General features: G+C 62.6%; 15 protein-coding genes. 2 read left to right on the plus strand and 13 right to left on the minus strand.

What is annotated here, in order from left to right; genetic code table 11:
* Window positions 1-6 precede the first annotated feature (6 nt).
* From BLR25_RS02040 to BLR25_RS02050, 3 genes are read right to left on the minus strand one after another with little or no spacing between them, the layout of a single operon-like run.
* On the minus strand, window positions 7-627 hold the full coding sequence (locus tag BLR25_RS02040) for a glutathione S-transferase family protein (protein WP_091933626.1): 621 nt from the start codon (window positions 625-627) through the stop codon (window positions 7-9).
* A gap of 49 nt (window positions 628-676) precedes the next feature.
* The gene (locus BLR25_RS02045) at window positions 677-1,573 is read right to left on the minus strand and encodes a complex I NDUFA9 subunit family protein (RefSeq protein WP_091932570.1); all 897 of its coding nucleotides are present in this window, start codon (window positions 1,571-1,573) and stop codon (window positions 677-679) included.
* A gap of 48 nt (window positions 1,574-1,621) precedes the next feature.
* The gene (locus BLR25_RS02050) at window positions 1,622-3,565 is read right to left on the minus strand and encodes a lytic transglycosylase domain-containing protein (protein WP_091932571.1); all 1,944 of its coding nucleotides are present in this window, start codon (window positions 3,563-3,565) and stop codon (window positions 1,622-1,624) included.
* Window positions 3,566-3,608: 43 nt separating this feature from the next.
* Here BLR25_RS02050 and BLR25_RS02055 point away from each other — a divergent pair, with 43 nt between their 5' ends.
* Window positions 3,609-4,238, plus strand: coding sequence for a 5-formyltetrahydrofolate cyclo-ligase (locus BLR25_RS02055; protein WP_091932572.1), 630 nt, complete (start codon window positions 3,609-3,611; stop codon window positions 4,236-4,238).
* Window positions 4,239-4,245: 7 nt separating this feature from the next.
* Here the strand turns inward: BLR25_RS02055 and BLR25_RS02060 are convergent, their stop codons facing one another.
* The 6 genes from BLR25_RS02060 to BLR25_RS02085 form a co-directional block, all read right to left on the minus strand.
* Window positions 4,246-7,764: a response regulator gene (locus BLR25_RS02060; protein WP_091932573.1), complete on the minus strand. Its 3,519-nt coding sequence runs from the start codon at window positions 7,762-7,764 to the stop codon at window positions 4,246-4,248.
* A gap of 161 nt (window positions 7,765-7,925) precedes the next feature.
* On the minus strand, window positions 7,926-8,924 hold the full coding sequence (locus BLR25_RS02065) for a TRAP transporter substrate-binding protein (protein ID WP_091932574.1): 999 nt from the start codon (window positions 8,922-8,924) through the stop codon (window positions 7,926-7,928).
* Window positions 8,925-8,971: 47 nt separating this feature from the next.
* Window positions 8,972-10,249, minus strand: a complete 1,278-nt coding sequence (locus BLR25_RS02070; protein WP_091932575.1) for a TRAP transporter large permease subunit — start codon at window positions 10,247-10,249, stop codon at window positions 8,972-8,974.
* A gap of 47 nt (window positions 10,250-10,296) precedes the next feature.
* Window positions 10,297-10,821 (minus strand): TRAP transporter small permease, encoded by a 525-nt coding sequence (locus BLR25_RS02075; protein WP_176785713.1) that lies wholly within the window; start codon window positions 10,819-10,821, stop codon window positions 10,297-10,299.
* A gap of 159 nt (window positions 10,822-10,980) precedes the next feature.
* Window positions 10,981-12,009 (minus strand): DctP family TRAP transporter solute-binding subunit, encoded by a 1,029-nt coding sequence (locus tag BLR25_RS02080; RefSeq protein ID WP_091932577.1) that lies wholly within the window; start codon window positions 12,007-12,009, stop codon window positions 10,981-10,983.
* A gap of 302 nt (window positions 12,010-12,311) precedes the next feature.
* Entirely contained in the window at window positions 12,312-12,911 is a 600-nt protein-coding gene (locus BLR25_RS02085; protein WP_091932580.1) for a response regulator transcription factor, read from the minus strand.
* Between the two features lie 159 nt (window positions 12,912-13,070).
* Here BLR25_RS02085 and BLR25_RS02090 point away from each other — a divergent pair, with 159 nt between their 5' ends.
* Window positions 13,071-14,036: a phosphoglycerate dehydrogenase gene (locus BLR25_RS02090; RefSeq protein WP_091932582.1), complete on the plus strand. Its 966-nt coding sequence runs from the start codon at window positions 13,071-13,073 to the stop codon at window positions 14,034-14,036.
* 16 nt (window positions 14,037-14,052) lie between these two features.
* Here the strand turns inward: BLR25_RS02090 and BLR25_RS02095 are convergent, their stop codons facing one another.
* The 4 genes from BLR25_RS02095 to ilvA all read right to left on the minus strand — a co-directional run bounded on the left by BLR25_RS02095 (window position 14,053) and on the right by ilvA (window position 20,568).
* A complete protein-coding gene (locus BLR25_RS02095) occupies window positions 14,053-16,767 on the minus strand; it encodes a sensor domain-containing protein (protein WP_091932583.1) in 2,715 nt (904 codons plus the stop codon).
* Between the two features lie 47 nt (window positions 16,768-16,814).
* Window positions 16,815-17,954 (minus strand): MalY/PatB family protein, encoded by a 1,140-nt coding sequence (locus BLR25_RS02100; protein ID WP_091932588.1) that lies wholly within the window; start codon window positions 17,952-17,954, stop codon window positions 16,815-16,817.
* 84 nt (window positions 17,955-18,038) lie between these two features.
* The gene (cysK, locus tag BLR25_RS02105) at window positions 18,039-18,977 is read right to left on the minus strand and encodes a cysteine synthase A (RefSeq protein ID WP_281245553.1); all 939 of its coding nucleotides are present in this window, start codon (window positions 18,975-18,977) and stop codon (window positions 18,039-18,041) included.
* 76 nt (window positions 18,978-19,053) lie between these two features.
* Window positions 19,054-20,568: a threonine ammonia-lyase, biosynthetic gene (ilvA, locus tag BLR25_RS02110; protein ID WP_176785714.1), complete on the minus strand. Its 1,515-nt coding sequence runs from the start codon at window positions 20,566-20,568 to the stop codon at window positions 19,054-19,056.
* Window positions 20,569-20,609 lie beyond the last annotated feature (41 nt).

Below are 20,609 nucleotides of genomic sequence, written 5' to 3' on the forward strand. Positions count from 1 at the left end.
AAATCGTCATTCCGCCGCTTCGGCGATGGCGCCGGCACGCCAGGCCTGCATCGCCGGCAAAGCCGCCATCATATCGACCCAGGCACGCGCCTCGGGCGGCAGCGAAACGGCATAGGTCAGGAAGCGCCACGCCACGGGTGCAAACATCGCGTCGGCAACAGAAAACTCGCCGAACAGGAACGGCCCGCCCTGTCCAAAGCGTTTGCGGCAGCTTTGCCAGATCGAGACGATGCGGGCGATGTCGGCTTCTGCAGTGGCGGTACGGCCGTCATGCGGCTTGTAGGCGTGCACCTCCATCGGCATGTCGTGACGCAAGGCCATGAAGCCCGAATGCATTTCGGCGCTGATCGCGCGCGCCTCGGCACGCGCCTTGGCGTCCGCCGGCCACAGGGACGGCTTCTTCTCGGCCAGGTATTCGCAAATCGCCAGCGAATCCCAGACAACGATTTCACCATCGATCAGACACGGCACTTTGCCCGATGGCGAGTATTTCAGGATTTCCGCCTTGGTCCCCGCTTCGCGCAGACGGATCGGAATTTCCTCGAAAGACAGCCCCATCTGCTTGAGTACCAGCCACGGGCGCAAGCTCCATGACGAATAATTGCGATCGCCGATCACCAGCTTCATCGTTTCCCCCATTAAATTTGAACGATCACTCGAAACACGCTTCGGTCCTTCACGACAGATAAGCGGGGACGACCGCCTCAAGCGCGGCCGGTCGCCAATCCGGATAATCATGCCGACCATCGCAGACGTTGTCGAGCGTCATCGAGCGCAGATTGTCGATGGTCATCGGCGGTTGTGGCAAGCATCCCAGCAACGCCGCCTGCAAATAGGCGACCGGCATCGGCAAGGGCACGATCAAACGACGCACACCGCGACAGGCCGCGACATACTCGACCAGCGCGCCCAGCGTATAGACGCCCGGGCCGCCAAGTTCATAAACCTGCCCGACCGTTTCCGGCCGATCGAGCGCATCGACAAGCACGCGCGCCACGTCGCCGACAAAGACCGGCTGAAAGCGCGCCGACGCGCCAGCCAGCGGCAACACCGGAAAAACCCGCAACAACTGGGCAAACAGATTGAGGAAGGCATCCCCAGCACCGAAAATGACCGATGGCCTGAAAACCGTCACATCGATGCCTTCGGCGGCGCGCAGCACGGCCTCACCGGCTGCTTTCGAGCGCAGATACGCCGACGGCGCAGCGTCCATCGCGCGTAGCGCACTGACATGAATCAGGCGGCGTACACCGGCCACGCGCATCGCCGCGGCAATCGCGCGCGGCAGATCGACATGGGCGGCACGAAAGCGGCGGCCGAAGGGCGCGCTGCCGTCACGATCATGGAGAATGCCGACAAGATTGATGACCGCATCGACCCCGGGCATCAGCGACGCCAGTACCCCGTCGGCATTGACGTCCGTCTCGATCCAGTCGAGCGTCGGCGCCGCCTGCCGCGGTGGCTTACGGCGCGTCGGTGCGACGACGCGAACCCCGCGCTGCGCCAGGCACTCGATCACGCTGGCACCGACGAAACCACTCCCGCCGATCAGCAATACCGTTTTCTGTCCCATCGTTTCACTCCCGTCCCGAACACGCGCATCGACGAGACGGTTAGACATCTACGGCAGGTCGGGATTCCTCAGTTCGGCGCTCACACGCGGCGCAACGGTGCCGAGCCGGCTCTTGATCGATTGCGGCCGATTCTCGAACAGCGCCGAGTAATACACGGCGTTGCTCATGACCTTCTTGACGTAGTCGCGCGTCTCGTTGAACGGAATCGTCTCGGCATACACCGCGCCTTCGAGCGGTCGGTCGGCACGCCACTTGCGCGCCCGGCCCGGCCCGGCGTTATAGGCGGCCGAGGCCAGCACCGGATGATTGTCGAGATCCTCCATGACGAGCCGCATATAGCTGGTGCCAAGCAGGACATTGGTCTCGGTGTCATTGACCTTGCCGTGGTGATAGTCGGCCAATCCGATCTTCTTGGCGACCCAACGGGCCGTCGCCGGCATCAGCTGCATCAAGCCCGACGCACCCACCGTCGACCGGGCATTGGTGACGAAGCGGCTCTCCTGGCGCATCAGCCCATACACCCAGGCGTCGTCGAGCGACTGGTTGCGCGCCGCCGGCCGCACCTGTTCGCTGAACGGCGAGAGATAGCGGAGCGAATAATCGTGCTCGTTCTTCGTACGGTCGGCCGCCGCAATGGCACGGTCATAGACATCGGCACGCCGCGCGATTTCCGCCGCCGCCAGCAATTCCCGGTCATTGAGTCCGCGCAGCCCCCAACTCCATTCGCGTACGCCTTCCACGCGCATGTTGAGGCGCAGGAGGGCAAGCCCCCGGCGAATCCCGGAAAGTTCGCCGACACGGGCCATTTCGTCGCGCGTCGGCGGACTCGCCTTGGGCGGCACCGTAATCGCCCGGCCGAGTTCGTCGTCGGCCAGGTTGCCGTAAAAATTGGGTTGCCCGGAAATCTTCGCAAACAGCGCGTTGGCATCCTCGACGCGGCCGCCGGCGCGATACGCGCGCCCGAGCCAATAGACCCAGGCCGGCTGGCCGGCGAGGGCAGGGGGCATCGCCTCGATCGCAGCACGCACCGTTCCCCAGTCCTGGGCGCGCAAGGCGGCGCGCACTTTCCACTGGCTGACTTCCTCGGACAGCGGCACATCGCCGGCCTTGCGGAACCAGCCCAGCGCTTCGTCCATATGCCGTTGTGCCGCCTGCCAGCCGATTTGCCCCCAGGCCCAGCCGCGCTCACTCGCGTGCAGATGTTTTTCGAACCGCTCGAGTTGCTCGGCTGCCATGCGCGGATCGTTACGCGCAATGCGACTGATCGCCAGCGCCGCCAGTTCCCGATTCATGCGCTGATTCAAGGCCGATGTCGACAAGCGCGCCAGCCATGGCATCGGTGCGTCGCTGACGGCGACGGCCAGCTTGGCGTCGGGCGTCTGGCTCGGCGGCAGATAGTTCATGCTGTAACGCGCAGCAGCCAGACGGTTCGCTTCGAACTGCCGCCGGACACGCGCCCAGACATCATCGGCCAGCACCCGTTTCTCGAGGATCAGCGCCTCCAACACCGGATAACAGCCTTCCGGCGGCTCGATCAGGCTCAGCCACAGCGGCTGCGCCTCGTCGAGCATGCTTGCGTCACCGCGCAGTCGCCGGCTTTGTAACGCGTAACAGAGCAGTTCCTGGTCGGGCTGCGCCAAGGCCGGATATTCGGCGTCGAAGTCGGCCCACTGCTGCCGCTTGCCAAGCTGGCGCAACCAGTCGCCGCGCAGTTTGTCGGCGATATAACTCTTGTCGTTGCGCTGCAGAAAAGCCCGGATGGCGTCCGGATCGGCGTTGCCAAGATCGGTCACCAGCCGCCAGTAATCGACGTAGGCTTCGAGTTCGTAGCCCTGGAGTTCGGGGGCGATCCGTTCCAGTTTCGCCTTGTCGCCGGCCTTGACGGCATCACGCGCGGCAAGGAAACGGTCGTCGGGGGCGGCGTCGACACGAACGGCAAGGACGGAGGACAACAACAGACAGGCAAGGGAAAGCGCGGTGCGGAACTTCATGATAAGCTGGACAACCCGTAAACACGGTCTTCGAGCATACCACATGCAGGGACAGACCCGACTGGAAATCTCCCCGGAAAATGACGTCGGCGACACCCGGATCGCCCGGCGCACCCTGCGCGCACAGGTCTTGTCAGCACGCGAAGCGCTGGCGCCAGAACAACACGAGGCACGCTCGGCAGCGGTATGCGCAGGCCTCGAACAGGCCTACCCCGAGCTGGTTTCGCAACGCGTCGCCTTTTGCTGGCCGATTCGCAACGAGCCCGACCTGCGTCCGCTGATCGCGCGCTGGACGGCCGCGGCGCAACCCGGCTTCATGGCACTGCTGCCCGTCGTCGAAGCGCCGGACCGGCCACTCGCCTTTCGCCGCTGGCAACCGGGCGAAGCGCTGCAACCCGACCGTTACGGCATCCCAACGCCGGTGGCTGGCGAGATGGCAAAGCCCCAAGTGCTACTTATCCCGATCAATGCCTTCGACCGCGAAGGATTCCGGCTCGGTTACGGCGGCGGCTTTTTCGACCGCACGCTGGCGCTGTTGCATCCCCGCCCGCTTGCCATCGGCATTGGTTTCGACCTCGCCCGCGTCGACACGATCTTCCCGGCAGCGCACGACATGCGGCTCGATGCCGTGGTCACCGAAACCGGCGTCTTTTCTTTCCCCCCGGTACGATAAGCGGCGCTTAGTCCACCACGGGCAATACCGCGCGCGCCAATTGCTGCAGCAGTTTCTCGTATGCCGTCGCAAAGTGCAGGACTTCGTCGGCTGGCGTTTCTCCGGCGCGCAGCGCGCGCTGCAAATCGACGCATTGCGCCTGGAGCAGATCGGCACCGAGCGCGCCGAGCAGGGACTTGGCCTCATGCACCAATGCCGTCGTCGTCTCGATCTCGCCGCGCGCCCAGGCCCGAAGGATTTCGGCCGGCCGATCGCCGCGCTCAACCGCCATACGGCTCACCAGCCGGACATAGAGATCCTGGCGACCCATCATCCGGCTGACCGCCTGAGTGACATTGAGTCCCGAAATCCCGGCGATCGCGGCGATTCTTTCTCCTTCCGCTGTCGGCGCCAGCGCAGCCGGCGACCCTCCTGCCGCCGCACGATGCTCGACCGACGCATCCGGCAGCCCTCCGACATTCAGCAGGTGCCGGATCAAGGTCGGGAACATTTGCTCCGGATCGATCGGTTTGGCGATGTAATCGTTCATGCCAGCGGCCAGACAGCGTTCGCGATCGCCTTCGAGCGCGTTGGCCGTCAGCGCGACGATCGGCAGAGCAGCGAAACGTGCACGCCGGCGAATCGCCGCGGTCGCCTCGAAGCCGTCCATGACAGGCAGATGGACATCCATCAGGACCAGATCGAAGGGCTGATGTTCCAGAAATTCGATTGCCTCGAGCCCGTTGTTAGCGATGGTGACGCGCACGCCGACCATTTCCAGCAGGCCCTGGACGACTTCCTGGTTGATCGGATTATCCTCGACGAGCAGTACGGCGCGACCCGCCAGACACTCCCAATCGCTGTACGCCGCCGCGGCTTCAACCTGACGGGCGCGCTCGGGATCGAATAGCCGCAAGACCGTGTCCAGCAATTCCGACGGCATGACCGGCTTGCTCAGCGAGGCATCGACGCCCTCGCGATCGAGCTCAGCCGACGACTCTTGCACACCCGGCGTCATCAGCACGATACGCGGCCGCGGCGCATCACGCCCGGACAAAGTCACGAGCAGACGCGCGCTGTCGGTAGCGACCGACCGTCCATCGACAAACACCGCGTCATAGCCATCGGCTGCGTCTTCCGCTGCTTTCAACACCGCCAAGGCCTCGTCACACGTCGGCGCGAAGTCGGCGCGCAAACCCAAGGCTTGAAGCAACCCCAGCAGATGACGCCCGGCGGCGACATTGTCATCAACCACCAACAAGCGATGGGGCGCCAACGTCGGCAGGGGCGCAACATCCGGAGCCACCGGATCGGCGACGCTCAGCGCCAGCTGGAGCGAAAACACGCTGCCTCGGCCGGGTACCGAACGCACACCGACCATGCCGCCCATCAGTTCGGCGAGATTCCGGCTGATCGCGAGCCCCAGCCCGGTACCTTCGAATCGCCGCGACATCGACCCATCGACCTGCTGGAACGGCGAGAAGAGCAAGGACAGCTTGTCGGCCGCTATTCCAATGCCGGTGTCCTCAACTTCGAAGCGCACGCGCACTTTCCCGTTGTCATCGCCGGTCGCACGCACGCGCAGCACGATTTCTCCGGCATCGGTGAACTTGACCGCGTTATTGGCGAAGTTGATGAGAATCTGGCTGATGCGGATCGAATCGCCGACCAGACGCTTGGGCAGATCCGGTGCGATGTCGATGATCAGTTCCAGGCCTTTGGCATCGGCGCGTTCGAACACGAGCCCGGCGACGTGGCCGAGCATGTTCTCGAGGATGAACTCGCTGACGTCGATCATGAGTTTTCCGGCCTCGATTTTCGACAGATCGAGAATGTCATTGACGACGGCCAGCAGGTGCCGGCTCGACGACTGGATGCGACCGATGTAATGCGCGACGCGCGGCGCCGTGTTGATGTGTGCGGCCAAATGGCTCATGCCGATGATGGCATTGAGCGGCGTCCGGATTTCATGGCTCATGTTGGCGAGGAACTCGGCCTTGGCACGGCTTGCGGCCTCGGCAAGGTCACGCGCTGCGGCAAGCTGGACGGTACGCTTGGCGACCTTGTCCTCAAGCGTACGCGTCAATTCCTCGAGTTCGCGCTGGGTGCGGATCTGCTCGGTGATGTTGAGACCGACGGTACCGACCGCAACGACAGCGTCATCAACACCGAGCACCGGGAAACGAACGATGCTGTAGGTCGCTTCGCCGCCATCGTCGAGCTTCTTGGTATGGATGTGATGTACCGGCTGGCCGGTGCGCACGACTTCGTCATGCTCCGTCTCGCGCTCACGCGCCTCTCCCGGCGGGTAGAGTTCCGCATCGGTTTTGCCAAGAACATAACCGGGCTCCTGCCGGAACGACGCTTCGTAGACCGGATTCGCCATCAAGTAGCGCCCCGCCGCGCTCTTCATGTGCAATTCCGCCGGAATATGATCGCGGAACGCCGCCATCTGCTGCTCGCTGCGCGCGAGCGAGAAACGCGAACGCAAGTCGATGGTGGTCAAGGCGACGATCAGCAGGACGCCGAGTCCGATCAGCGCGATCAGCGCATTGCGCGCGAAGCGATACGACCGGAATGCTTCGTCCATATCGACTTCGATGACGATGCCCATCGCCGTATTGGGCAACCAGCGTCCGGCACCGACAACCTGACGCCCAAGGTAATCGGTGTAATTTTCGACCAGGCCGGTATGCAGCGAATCATGCCGCAACAAACGCTCGACCACCTCGGTCAGCGGCAGGGCAGGGGCCTCGTCGCTCGGCAATATCGGCCCCCGTGCCCGAGCCGAAAGACGGAACAGGCTCCAGCCCGTCTCGGCATTCAAGGGCGTCGGCAAACGGCGCTCGAAGCGGATCGGCGACAGGATCTGACCGCTCGCGTCGATCGCATACGCCTCACCGGTCTGCCCGGGACGCCCGGCGCGAAGCAATTGATAAAGACGCAAAAGCGGATTTTCGCTCAGACAGAGAAAGCCTAGCAGATGCAACCCGCGGTCGATGCGCACGCAAGACAGCTGGAATGCCATGACATTCGGATTCTCGATGTCGACACCTGCGGCCGGGAAACGACCGGCGGTCGGCGGCGTCATCGCGGCGCCCAAGAGTTCGGCGCGGCGCAGCGTATCCTGCGTGGACACGAGGGGCTCCCTGCCGACCAACTCGGGCGTTCCGGCGGCAATGATGCGTTTGCCATCGGCCGAAATCAGCGCGTAATCCTCAAAGCCACGACTCCTGTAGAGCGGCGTGATCCATTCACGGAAACGCAGCTGCAGCGCCTGATCGTGGGGACGCGCGATCAGGCCGGTCGCCAACACGCGATGACGCGGCTCGTCGATGATCAGCTTGACGCGATGCGCCGAGTCCTGCTCGAGCAAGCCGAGCACGCGATCCATCGTTTCGAGATTGCTGAGGATGTGATTGCCGAAATTCTGGCGGTATTCGTTGCCGATGACGCGCAGCACCGCCACGCCCGCCGCGACGAGCAGAGCCACGGCGACGACGGCCAGCAGCATGCGACGACGGAAATCCTTGCGCGATACGTTCATGACGAAAAGGCGTGAAACGGAACCCGGTGAGAGAGGAATGGAATCGCTATCGTACTATGTCGACGCCATGATATTCACGGCGAAACGCCGGCGATGCACGTGAAAAACGGCAGCCGACCCGAAGGGGCGCCGGCTGCCGTTCGATCCGGGCTTTTGGCGTCTTACTTCTTGCCGAGCATCGTGTTGATCTTCTTCAGCCAGGCGTCGCCATTCTTCTCGACGAATTGCTGCTCGATGATCGGACGGGCCTTCTCGCGGAACGGCTTGGTGTCGACGTCGTTGACGATGACGCCCTTCTGTTTCATGTCCTCAAGGAACTTGGCGGCGTTGTCGTTCGAGAACTTACGCATCGCCACGGCACCGGCATACGACGCCTTCATCAGGATCGTCTGCGTCTTCTTCGGCATGGACTTGAACTTCTCCAGATTCATGATCTGGATCAGCGGGCCGTACATGTGATTGGTCAGCGACAGGTACTTCTGCACTTCGTAGAACTTGCCGGCGTAGATCGGCGCGATCGGGTGTTCCTGTCCGTCGAGTTCGCCGCTCTTCAACTTGCCGTAGATTTCGCCGAAGGGCAGCGGCGTCGGCTCGGTGCCGAGGTGCTTCCACAAGGTCACATGCACCGCGTTCGCCGGCATCACGCGCATCTTGAGACCGACGAGATCTTCCGGCTTGGTGATCGGACGGACGTTGTTGGTGACGACGCGGATGCCGTTCTCCCAGAACGACATGCCCTTGAGCCCGTGCGGCTCGAGCGTCGCCAGCATTTCGCGACCGAACTTGCTGTCGAGGACCTTGTACGCCTGATTGACGGAATCAAACAGATAGGGAATGTCAAAGACATTGAAACGGCCTTCCATCGACGAGAACATGCCGGCGCCGCCCTGGAAGACATCGAGTTCGCCCTTCTTGACCATCTCGATCATCTGCGGACCGGTGCCAAGCTTCTGCTCCGGATAGAGCTCGATGTTGATCTTGCCTTTCGACATCTCGCTGGCGACGCGCGCCATTTCCTTGGCGCCAACGCCCTGCGGGCTGTCGAGCGACACTTCGAAGCCGAGGCGCAGGGTCATCGCTTCCTCTTTCGCCTGCACGGGTGCGGCAACGCACACAGCCAACGATACTGCCGATACCAATCCTGCCAATTTCATTTTCATGAGTTTCTCCAGGTGGATAAGACAAGCAACTAACAAAACCTTCGCTACTACAGGAACCAGCGCATCGGCACCAGCACCAGGGACGGGAACAGCGTCAGCAGCGTCAGCACGATCAGTTCGGCAATCATGAAGGGCATGACGCCGACGATGACGTCGTCCATCTTGACCTTGCCGACACCGCAGATGACATTGAGCGTCGTACCGACCGGCGGCGTGATCAGACCAATGGCGTTGTTCATGATGAAAATGACGCCGAAATAGATCGGGTCGATCCCTGCCTGCTTGATCACCGGCATCAGCACTGGCGTCAGGATCAGGATCGTCGGGGTCAGGTCCATCGCCGTACCGACGACGACGACCAGCAACATGACGATGACCATCAGCATGATCTTGTTGCCCATGAACGGCTCAAGCATCGCGGCGAGCTGGCCGGGCAGGTCGGCGACCGTAATCAGCCATGACGACACCATCGCCGCGCCGACAAGCAGCATGACGACCGCGGTGATCTTGCCGGCATTGAGGAGCAGCTGATAAAGCTGCGAGAACTTGATTTCCTTGTAGATGAACATGCCGACGAAGAGCGCGTAGAACGCAGCCACGACACCTGCCTCGGTCGGCGTGAACACGCCGGTCTTGAGACCGCCAAGGATGATCGCCGGCATGATCAGCGCCCAGATGCCGTCGATCACGGCCTTCCAGACTTCGGCAGCGCTCTTGCGCGGCGCCGGTTCGAGCTTGTCCTTGCGGATCACCCACAGCCAGGCGAGACCGATGCTGATGCCCATCATCAGGCCCGGCACGATACCGGCCATGAACAGCTTGGTGATCGACAACTGCGCGACGACGCCGAACATGACGAATGGAATACTCGGCGGAATCATCGGTGCGATGATGCCGCTCGACGCGATGAGGCCGGCCGAACGCGGCACGTTGTAACCGGCGTCACGCATCATCGGCAGGAGCAGGGCGCCGACGGCAGCGGTATCGGCCGCGGCGGAACCCGACAAGCTGGCCATGATGATCGCCGCAACGATGGCGACATAACCGAGGCCGCCACGAATATGACCGACGAGTGCCAGCGCCAGATTGACGATGCGCCGCGACAAACCGCCGGCGGTCATGAACTCGCCGGCCAACATGAAGAAGGGGACCGCCATCAGCACGAAATTGTCGGCGCCGTCGATGGTGTTCTGGGCGATCAGTTGCGCGTCGAACATGTCCATGTGCAGCATCAACGCGAGGCCGCAGGTCATCAGGGCGAAGGCGATCGGCATACCGAGCGCCATGGCGCCGAGCAGCGAGATCAGGAATACGGTGACTACCATGTGAATTACTCCGGTTCAGTTCTTATCAGCCGTCGATGCGGCGCGATTCATTTGCCTTTCGGCGCGGACGTATCCGCATCGCAATGGGCTTCCTCGACGGAATCCTCGGATTCCTTGACCTGGATCAGATCGGCATCCGACGCCTTGCCGGTGATCACCCGCCAGGTGTTGCCGAGAACGATGATGCCGACGCCGACGCTCATCACCAGGCCGGTGCCGTAGTGGAATGACATGGGAATTCCAGAGGCGGGCATCTTGGTCCCCATGCCGACGACGGTCTGGACCCAGCTGCCGACGAAGAACAGGTAGCACAGCCACAGGATGATGGCATTGCTGGCGACAGCGCAGAAGATCTTGCCGGCGCGCGGCAGGCGGGAGACCAGCGAATCGACGCCGAGGTGGGCGCCTTCCTTCATGGCCACGACCGAACCGATGAAGATCAGCCACAGGAAGACAAAGCGTGCCAATTCTTCCGTCATGGTGAAACCGGAATTGAACACGAAACGCAGGATCACGTTGCTGAAGACCATGATGGCCATCAGCGCCAGACACACCACGATAATCGTGTTCATGGTGTGCATCACGACTTTCTCGATTGCTTTCATCGCTATGCTCGGGAAATTTTCTTGCAGGAAACAGCCGGCCGCTGGAATGTGCGCATGACGCTGCGAAGCCGGCATTGCGGGGCGGTTCCGGGCACGAAGCCGGAACCGCCAACCCCGTGACGGGGATTACTTCAGGTTCTTGACCTTGTCGAGTTCGGCGTAGAAGGCCTTGACCAGCGCCGGATCAAGCTGGGCGGCATACTTCTCGGTCACCGGCTTGACGACTTCCTTCATGCGGGCGATTTCTGCCGGCGCGATTTCGTTGAGCTGCATGCCATGCTCGATCAGCACCTTGCGCGACTTCTCGGTCATCGCACGGGCGGCCTTGCGCTGCACGTCACGCGCTTCGACCAGCGCCTCTTCGAAGATCTTCTTCTCGTCGGCCGACAGGCTGTCCCAGAACTTCTTGCTGACCATCAGCATCTGCGGGTTGTAGATGTGGCGGTCGGCGCTGAAGTACTTCTGGACTTCGTAGAGCTTGCTTGCATCGACCGAAGTCTCGGGGTTTTCCTGACCGTCGATGGTCTTCGTTTCAAGCGCCGTATAGACCTCGGGGAAAGGCATCGGCACGGCATTGGCGCCAAGCGCATTGAGCATGTCGACGTAGAGCGGGTTCAGGATCGTGCGCAGCTTGAGGCCCTTGATATCCTCGAGCTTGTTGATCGGCCGCTTGCTGTTGCTGATGCTGCGATAGCCTTGCTCCATGAAGCCGAGACCGACCCAGCCCTTGGCCGGCATGAGGTCCATCAGCTTCTTGCCGAACGGGCCGTCGAGCACGGCGTCGGCTTGCTTTTCGTTGGCGAAAACGAAGGGGAAATCGAGCACGACGAATTCCTTGATCGTGCCGACGAGCTGTGCCGGCGACATCATCGAGATTTCGACCGTACCGCCCTGCATCGCCGCCGCGACCTGCTGCTCGCCGCCGAGCGCGCCGCTGGCGTGGATCTTGATCTTGATCTTGCCGCCGCTCTTCTTCTCGACGACTTCGACGAACTTCTGCGCGCCGAGGCCTTGCGGGTGGTCGATCGGATTGACGATCGGGAACTTGGCGGTGCGCTCCTTGATGTCGGCAGCATTGGCCGAGCCGAAGGCGCAGGCGAGCGCCGTCGCGAGAGCGAGGGAGAGGAAGGTCCGTTTGGAGACTCGTGCTTGCATCGTTCGTCCTTTCAGAGGGAGTAATGGTTCGAAAACCCGGCCGCCGGACAATCCGGCAACCTGCTAAAACGACGCGAAAGGAGAACGAAAAATGCATCCGGCTGATAACGACCGTCGTCGCCGACGTTTCGTCGCCGACGTTTCGTCGCGGCTCATGACGATCGGAATGACTGTTTTCCCGCCCTGTTTCTTTCGCTGCTTTATGGCCCGGGATTGTTCTCCTGGACAAGGGGATGCGGGAGAGTGGAACTACTCAGACGGGAAGGGGGAAACTACCCACGCCGGGCGCGACAGGCGTCGCGTCAGAGAAACAGTTTGACGAGTTCGATCGTCGATTCGACGTGCAACTTTTCCATCAGCCGGGCGCGGTGGTTCTCGACCGTGCGCACGCTGATGTCGAGCGCCTCGGCGATTTTCGGGCTCGATTTCCCGTCGACGACGAGTTCGGCGATCTGGCGTTCCTTCGGCGTCAGCAAGGCCAGGCGGGCCTCGCGCGTCTGCCGCACCAGCTTTTCGGCATGCATCTGGCGGCAACGCGCCAGCGCGCTCTGCACCTTCTCGACGAGCAAGCCACCGTTGACCGGCTTCTCGAGAAAATCGAAGGCGCCTTTCTTGATTGCCTCGACCGCCGAATGCACTTCGGGATAGCCCGAGACCAGGATGATCGGCAGGTGACTGCCGCTTTCGAGCAACAGGCGTTGCACCTCCAACCCGCCCATTTCCGGCATGCGCAGGTCGCAGACGAGGCATTCATGGGGGCCGGGACGATAAGCATCGAGAAACTGACGCGCCGACGAAAAGGTACGGATCTCCGCGCCGATGCCCTGCAGGAATTCCTGGAACATCCAGAGAATAATGTCGTCGTCGTCGATGATATAAACGATCGGGCAAGCCATCTGCATTGCTGCGTCCCTTATCTGACCCTCTGTGACTCACTGTAATACGGCTACGTTCCGACAAGCCATCGCCTGGTACTGCATTCCGGTCCGGTAGCACGGCGGCATCGACGCCGCATGGTACGATGAGTATAGCATTGACCCAAAATCGCCCCGACCATCACCATGAAAATCCTGCTCACTACTACCAGCTTCCAGGACACGCCCGGCGCCCACCACGCGCTGCTCGACCGCAGCGGTTTCGACGTCGTCCGCGCGCGCGGACCGCTCAACGAAGGGCAGATGCTTGCGCTGCTCGCCGAACACGGCCCCTTCGACGGACTCCTCAACGGCGACGACCGCATCACCCGCGCCGTCATTGACGCCGCCGGCGATTCGCTCAAGGTCATCGCCAAATATGGCATTGGTCTGGACTCGATCGATGTCGCCCATGCCACCACGCGCAGAATTCCCGTGCTCTACACCCCCGGCGTCAACCACACCACCGTCGCCGAACATGCCATCGGTCTGATGATCGCACTCGCCAAGGATTTCGTCGGCCATGCCAATGCCGTCAAGAATGGACGCTGGACACGCAAGACCGGACACGAACTGGCCGGCAAGACGCTCGGCATTCTCGGCCTCGGTCGTATCGGGCAGGAAGTCGTCAAGCGTGCCCGCGCTTTCGACATGCGCTGCGTCGCCTATAGCCCGCACTGGCCGGAAGAGTTCGCCCGTCAATATGACATCGTCCGCGCCGACAGCGCCGATGCCGTGCTGCCCGTCGCCGATACCGTCTCGCTGCACATGGGGCTTTCCGACGCGACGCGCGGCTTCATCAACGCGCGCACCCTGGCGACGATGAAACCGGGCGCAACGCTGATCAACACGGCGCGCGGTGGACTCGTCGTCGAAACCGACATCGTCGCAGCCTGCCGCAGCGGCCAGCTCGCCGGCTATGCCACCGACGTACTCGACGAAGAGCCGATCGCCACCGATCATCCGTTCCTGTCGGTCGATTCGATCCTGATCACGCCACACATCGGCAGCCGCACGGCCGAAAGCGTCGAGCGCCAGGCGGTACGCGCCGTCACCAACCTCGTCGACTACCTGACCGGCGGCAAGGACTACATCCAGGCCAACCGCTTCTGACGCGGATCGGGCGTCGCTAGAGCAGCACGCCCTGCCGACCGGCGACACTGCGCGTCTGATGCGAGCGCAGGAAATCCTCCATTTCGCGCGCCGGCATCGGCCTGGCCAGCCAGTAGCCCTGGATCTCGTCGCAGTGGAAAACGCGCAGGAGACTCGCCAGCTCCTCGGTTTCGACGCCCTCGGCGATGGTCCGCAAGCGCAGGCTGTGCGCCATCTGAATGATCGCCCGAACGATCGCCGCGTCTTCCGGATCGCGTGCCAGGTCGCGCACGAAGGACTGGTCGATTTTCAGCTTGTCGACCGAAAAACGCTTGAGATAGGTAAGGCTGGAATAGCCGGTGCCGAAATCGTCGACCGACAGCTTTATGCCGAGTGACTTGAGCCGGCGAATCGCCTCGAGCGTCGCCTCGGCATCCTGGATCAGGATCGATTCGGTCAGTTCGAGTTCCAGCCACTGCGAATCGAGATCGGACAGCACCAAGGCATTGATGACGCTGTTGATCAGGTCATGATGACGGAATTGCACCGCCGACAGGTTGACTGCCATGACAAAGGGATCGATGCCGGCGACTTGCCATTCGCGCGCCTGGCGGCAGGCCTCGCGCAACACCCAGGCGCCGATCGGCACGATCAACCCCGACTCCTCGGCCACCGGAATGAAACGGGCCGGCGACACCAGTCCATGCTCGCGGCTGTTCCAGCGAATCAAGGCCTCGACACCGACGATCGTGCCCTCGCCGAGATCCATCTGTGGCTGGTAATGCAGCACGAACTCGTTGTTCTCCAGCGCCCGGCGCAGCTGCGTCTCCATCGTCAGGTGCTCGACGACGCGGCGATTCATCTGTTCGGTGAAGAACCGGTGGCCGTTGCGACCGGCCTCCTTGGCGTGATACATCGCCGTGTCGGCCTTCTTGAGCAGGGTATCGAAGTCCTGTCCGTCATCGGGAAAGATCGAAACGCCGATCGAGAACGAGGTACTGAGCCGGTGTCCTTCGATATCGACGGGTTCACGCATCTGCTGCTGGATCTGTTCGGCGACGCGTGAGACGGCATCGCCGTCGCGCACGTCGTTGAGCACGATCATGAATTCGTCGCCGCCCTGGCGACTGATCGTGTCTGACTCGCGCACACAGCGTTTGAGCCGATTGACCGCTTCCTTGAGCAACTCGTCGCCGACCGGATGACCGAGCGAATCGTTGATCGTCTTGAAACGATCGAGATCGAGAAACATCAGCGCAACGCGGCTCTGCAAGCGGTTCGCCTGGGCCATCGCCTGCTCGACGCGGTCGCGCAGGAGCACGCGATTGGGCAGACCGGTCAGGGGATCGTGATGCGCCAACATTTCGATACGCTGTTGCGCCTCGACCCGCTCGGTCATGTCCGAATAAATGTAGACGTAATTGCCGGGCGGTCCGTCGTTGTCGCGGACGCCGGAAACATTGAGCCATTCCGGATAGGCTTCGCCGTTCTTGCGCTGATTCCAGATTTCGCCCTGCCAGGCCCCGGTCTCCTCGATGCGCGCCTGCATCTCACGATAGAAATCGGCATCGTTGCGGCCCGAGGCGAGGAATGCCGGCGTCTTGCCAAGCACCTCGTCGGCGGCGTAGCCGGTCTTGACTTCGAACGCCGGGTTGACCGACAGGATGATGTGGCGCGCATCGGTCATCAGGATGCCTTCGCCGCTCTGGCGGATCGCCTCGAACGCCAGACGCAACTGCGCTTCGGTCTTGCGCCGTTCCGTAATGTCGGTGAAAGTCGCGACCAGTCCCGGCGCGCCGTCCGCTTCCATCCGCAACAGCGAGGAATTGAATTCGAGCCAGCGCACATCGCCCTGTGCGTCGCGCAGACCGAACACCAAGCCACGCAGCTCGCACTGGTCGCGCAGGGATCGCGTCAACGGATAGTCCTCCGGCGCATACAGCGTACCGTCCTCACGCAAGCGATCAATGCGGACTTCGGCGGCACGCACGTCGACAAGCCCACCGGGCGGACACGCCAGGAACGCTTCGGCCGCCGGATTGGCGAAGAGAATGCGCCCGTCGGCACCAATGACGACCAATCCCTCGACCATCGCAGCCGTCGCCGCGCGGAAACGACCTTCGCTTTCCTGCAAGCGCGACATCACCGATCGAAGTTCGGAAATATCCTCCTTGATCGCGACGAAATGGGTGATGTGTCCGTCACGATCCTTGAGCGGCGAAAAAAGCACGCGCTCCCAAAACAGCGTCCCATCGCTTCGCCGCGTCTGCGCCTCGCCTTTCCAGACTTCGCCACGACGCGCTGCGGCCCACATGGCGGCATAAGGTGCCGATGCATCGTCTGACGGCGACAGCAAGGCCATCGTCTGCCCCAGCACTTTTTCCCGGACATACCCGGTCGTCTGCGAAAAGCTGTCGTTGACGTACTCGAAACGTCCCTCGGCATCTGTAATGAAAATCGTCGCGGGATTCTGGTCGAGCGCCTGGAACAGCTTGCTGGCCCAGTCCTCGATACGGCGATGTCTTTCGAGGTCCTCGCGGATGGTCAGCGCCTTGGCATCGGCATTATTCAAGCGCAGGCGGCGCAGATAAAAAGCCAGGGCACTCGCCAGCAACAGCGCGGCGATCGCCCCCCAGGGCGGATTCAAGGCCATCGGCATCGATGCGATCCGGACATCCCATTCCGCCGAGAAAAGATCGAGCGCCGACGCCACCCAGGTCCCGCCGACCAGCCCCAAGCCCACCACCAGCACTGCAGTCCGGCGCCAAATCGTCGAAACCGAGCGCCGCTCCACCTGCTTCACGCCGAACAGGCGCAGGCGCCACGCATTCGTTCGAGCGCCAGATCGAGCGTCGAGGCGGGACAGGCGAAATTCAAGCGAACCCAGCCGGGATTGCCGAAATCGACACCGCTCGACAGACCGACACCGGCCTGCTCGAAATGCAGCGCCGGGTCGGCAAGCCCCAGCCCGCGCGCATCGATCCAGGCAAGATACGTCGCTTCGACCGGCGTCATCGACAAGCCCGGCATCGCGTCCACGGCAGCTTGCACGCGGTCGCGATTGCGGCGCAGGACGGCGAGCACTTCCCGGCGCCACGGCTCGCCATGACGGAAGGCGGCTTCAGCTCCAGCGAGGCCGAGCACATTGACGTCAGGAACGATACCGCGCATGGCGTCGGTAAAACGGCGACGCAAGGCGGGATCGGCGATGACGGCGAAAGCGCAGGCGAGGCCGGGAATGTTGTAGGTCTTCGACGGCGCCATCAACGTGATGCAGCGCGCCGCCAATCCCGGTTGAGCCAATGCCAGCGGCTGATGGCGGTAGTCCTCATCGAGGATCAGATCACAATGGATCTCGTCGGAACAGACGAAGAGATCGTGGCGCTCGCAGAACTCGGCGAGCGCGGCAAGCTCGGCAACATCCCAGACGCGGCCGACCGGATTGTGCGGGTGGCAGAGCAGCAAGAGCCGCGAGGACGGCGTCAAGGCCGCCTCCATCGCGGCAAAATCCCAGCCCCAGCGACCATTCGCCAATTGCAGCGGCACCGTCACCAGCGGGCGTCCCGACGCACCGGGTACGGACAGGAACGGCGGATAGACCGGCGTGGCCGTCAGCACGTCCCCCTCGACGGCGCGACAGGCCAGACTCAAGCCCGTCACCACCCCCGGCAGCCAGACGATCCAGGCAGGATCGACCGACCAGGCGTAATGACCGGCCAGATGTTCCAGTGCCGCCTCGACGAGACCGTGTCCCGGCTTCGCGTAGCCGAGCACGCCATGCGCCACGCGTTGCTGCAGCGCCTCAAGCACCGGCGGCGGCGCGGCAAAATCCATGTCGGCCACCCACAAGGGCAGGACATCCCGATCGCCGTAGCGATTCCATTTGAGCGAGTCGCCGTGGCGACGATCAATCACGCGGTCAAAATCAAACACAGTCATCCATCAACGACAAAAAAAGCAAAAGCGCGATATAAGCATGAAACCGGCGCTGAAGACAAAAGGAACGCGTGCACCGCCGGGCGCTCACACCTGCAAATTGGCAAACAAGGCCGTCGACAGATAGCGTTCGCCGAACGACGGAATCATCACCACCGTCAATTTGCCGGCGTTTTCGGCCCGTCCGGCGACCTGCAGCGCCGCCCAGACGGCGGCGCCCGATGAAATCCCGACGAGGATGCCTTCCTCGGTCGCCATGCGGCGCGCCGTCGCGAACGCGTCGTCGGCCTTGACCCGTACCACCTCGTCGAAAATCGACACGTTCAGCACCGCCGGCACGAAACCGGCGCCGATACCCTGGATCGGATGCGGCCCCTTTTCGCCCCCCGACAGTACCGCCGAGGCATCCGGCTCGACGGCAACCACGCGTACCGCCGGCTTGCGCGCCTTGAGGACCTCGCCGACACCGGTCAAGGTGCCACCGGTACCGACACCGGCAACAAAAATATCCACCTGCCCGTCGGTATCGCGCCAGATTTCCTCGGCCGTCGTCGCCCGATGGATGGCCGGATTCGCAGGATTTTCAAACTGCTGCGGAATGAAATAGCGCGGATCGGCCGCTGCCATTTCGTCGGCCCGCCGGATGGCCCCGGCCATGCCCTCGGACCCCGGCGTCAGCACCAGTTCGGCGCCATAGGCCTTGAGCAGGAGACGGCGCTCGCGGCTCATCGTTTCGGGCATGACGAAACAGCACCGGATCCCTCGCGCGGCGCAGACCATCGCCAGGCCGATGCCGGTGTTGCCGGAGGTCGGTTCGAGCACGACGGTGTCAGGGCCGATCTTTCCAGCGGCGACGGCTATATCGAGCATCGCCGCAGCGATGCGGTCCTTGACGCTGTGCGCGGGATTGAAGAATTCGAGTTTGACGGCGATCGTGCCGTCGATCCCGGCGGCGATCCGGTTCAGCCGGACCAGCGGCGTATTGCCGATCAGTTCGGTGACATTGCTGGCGATCTTCAGTGACATTGAACGCTCCTCATTCCATTCAATCCGACGCCGTCATGACCGTGGCGTCGGCACGATTCCGGACCTGTTTCCGGTCCTATTGCCCGAGAAACAGGTGGCACGCCGGATTCTCGGTTTCGTTCCAGTGCGCGTACCCAAGGTCCTTGAGGAAGGCGCGGAAAGCCTTCATGTCGCCTGGCGGCACCTGCATGCCGACCAGGACCCGCCCCGTATCGGCGCCGTGGTTGCGGTAGTGGAACAGGCTGATGTTCCAGCCGGCGCTCATCTGCGACAGGAAGTGCATCAAGGCACCCGGCCGCTCCGGGAACTCGAAGCGGTAAAGAATCTCGTTATCGACCTGCGGCGCGTGGCCGCCGACCAGATGCCGGATATGCAGCTTGGCCATTTCGTCGTCGGTAAGATCGAGTGTCGCATACCCGTGCTTGCGCAACTGCTCGACCAGCTTGAGCGACTCGGCACGCGATGCCACCTGGATGCCGACGAAGACATGGGCCGAGTCGGGATCGTTGTAGCGGTAGTTGAACTCGGTGATGTTGCGGGCACCGATCAACGAGAGGAACTTCTTGTAGCTGCCGGGTTTTTCCGGCAAGGTCACTGCCAGCACCGCTTCGCGCTGCTCGCCGACCTCGGCACGTTCGGCGACGAAACGCAGGCGGTCGAAATTCATGTTGGCGCCGGAGGCCACCGCCACCAGCGTCTTGTCCTTCAGGCGATGCGCCGCCGCATAGGCCTTGGCGCCGGCAATGGCCAGCGCGCCCGAGGGTTCGAGAATCGAACGGGTGTCCTCGAAAACATCCTTGATCGCCGCACAAATAGCATCGGTATCGACCAGGACGACTTCATCGACGTACTGCTGGCAGAGCCGGAAAGTCTCTTCGCCGACATACTTCACCGCAGTCCCGTCGGCAAAGAGGCCGACCTGATCGAGGCGTACCCGCTTACCCGCCGCCAGTGATTGCTTCATGGCGTCGGCATCATGCGTTTCGACACCGATGACGCGGATATCGGGACGCAGGCGCTTGATGTAGGCGGCTACACCGGCGATCAGACCACCGCCGCCGATGGCGCAGAAGACGGCATGAATCGGCTTGCCATGCTGACGCAGAATCTCCATGCCGATGGTGCCCTGACCGGCGATCACGTCGGGATCGTCGAAAGGATGCACAAAGGTCAGCTTCTCCTGCTTTTCCAGTTCCTTGGCATGGGCATACGCGGCATCGAAGGAATCGCCGTGCAGCACCACTTCGCCGCCGCGACTACGCACCGCATCGACCTTGATCGCCGGCGTCGTCGTCGGCATGACGATTACCGCCCGACACCCGATCTTCGCCGCCGACAAAGCCACGCCCTGGGCATGGTTGCCTGCCGACGCGCAAATGACACCGCGCTTGAGCCGCTCGGACGACAGACTGGCCAGCTTGTTGTAGGCGCCGCGCAACTTGAACGAGAACACCGGCTGCATATCCTCGCGCTTGATCAGCAGCGTGTTGCCGATACGCGCCGAGAGATTGGGTGCCAAATCAAGCGGGGATTCGACCGCCACGTCGTAAACCTGCGCGTTGAGGATTTTTTCGAGATAATCGGGAGTCATGGAAACCACAGATCGAGCGGAAAGACCCATGATTCTAGCAG

The organism is Propionivibrio dicarboxylicus, from assembly GCF_900099695.1.
Classification (GTDB): Bacteria; Pseudomonadota; Gammaproteobacteria; order Burkholderiales; family Rhodocyclaceae; genus Propionivibrio; species Propionivibrio dicarboxylicus.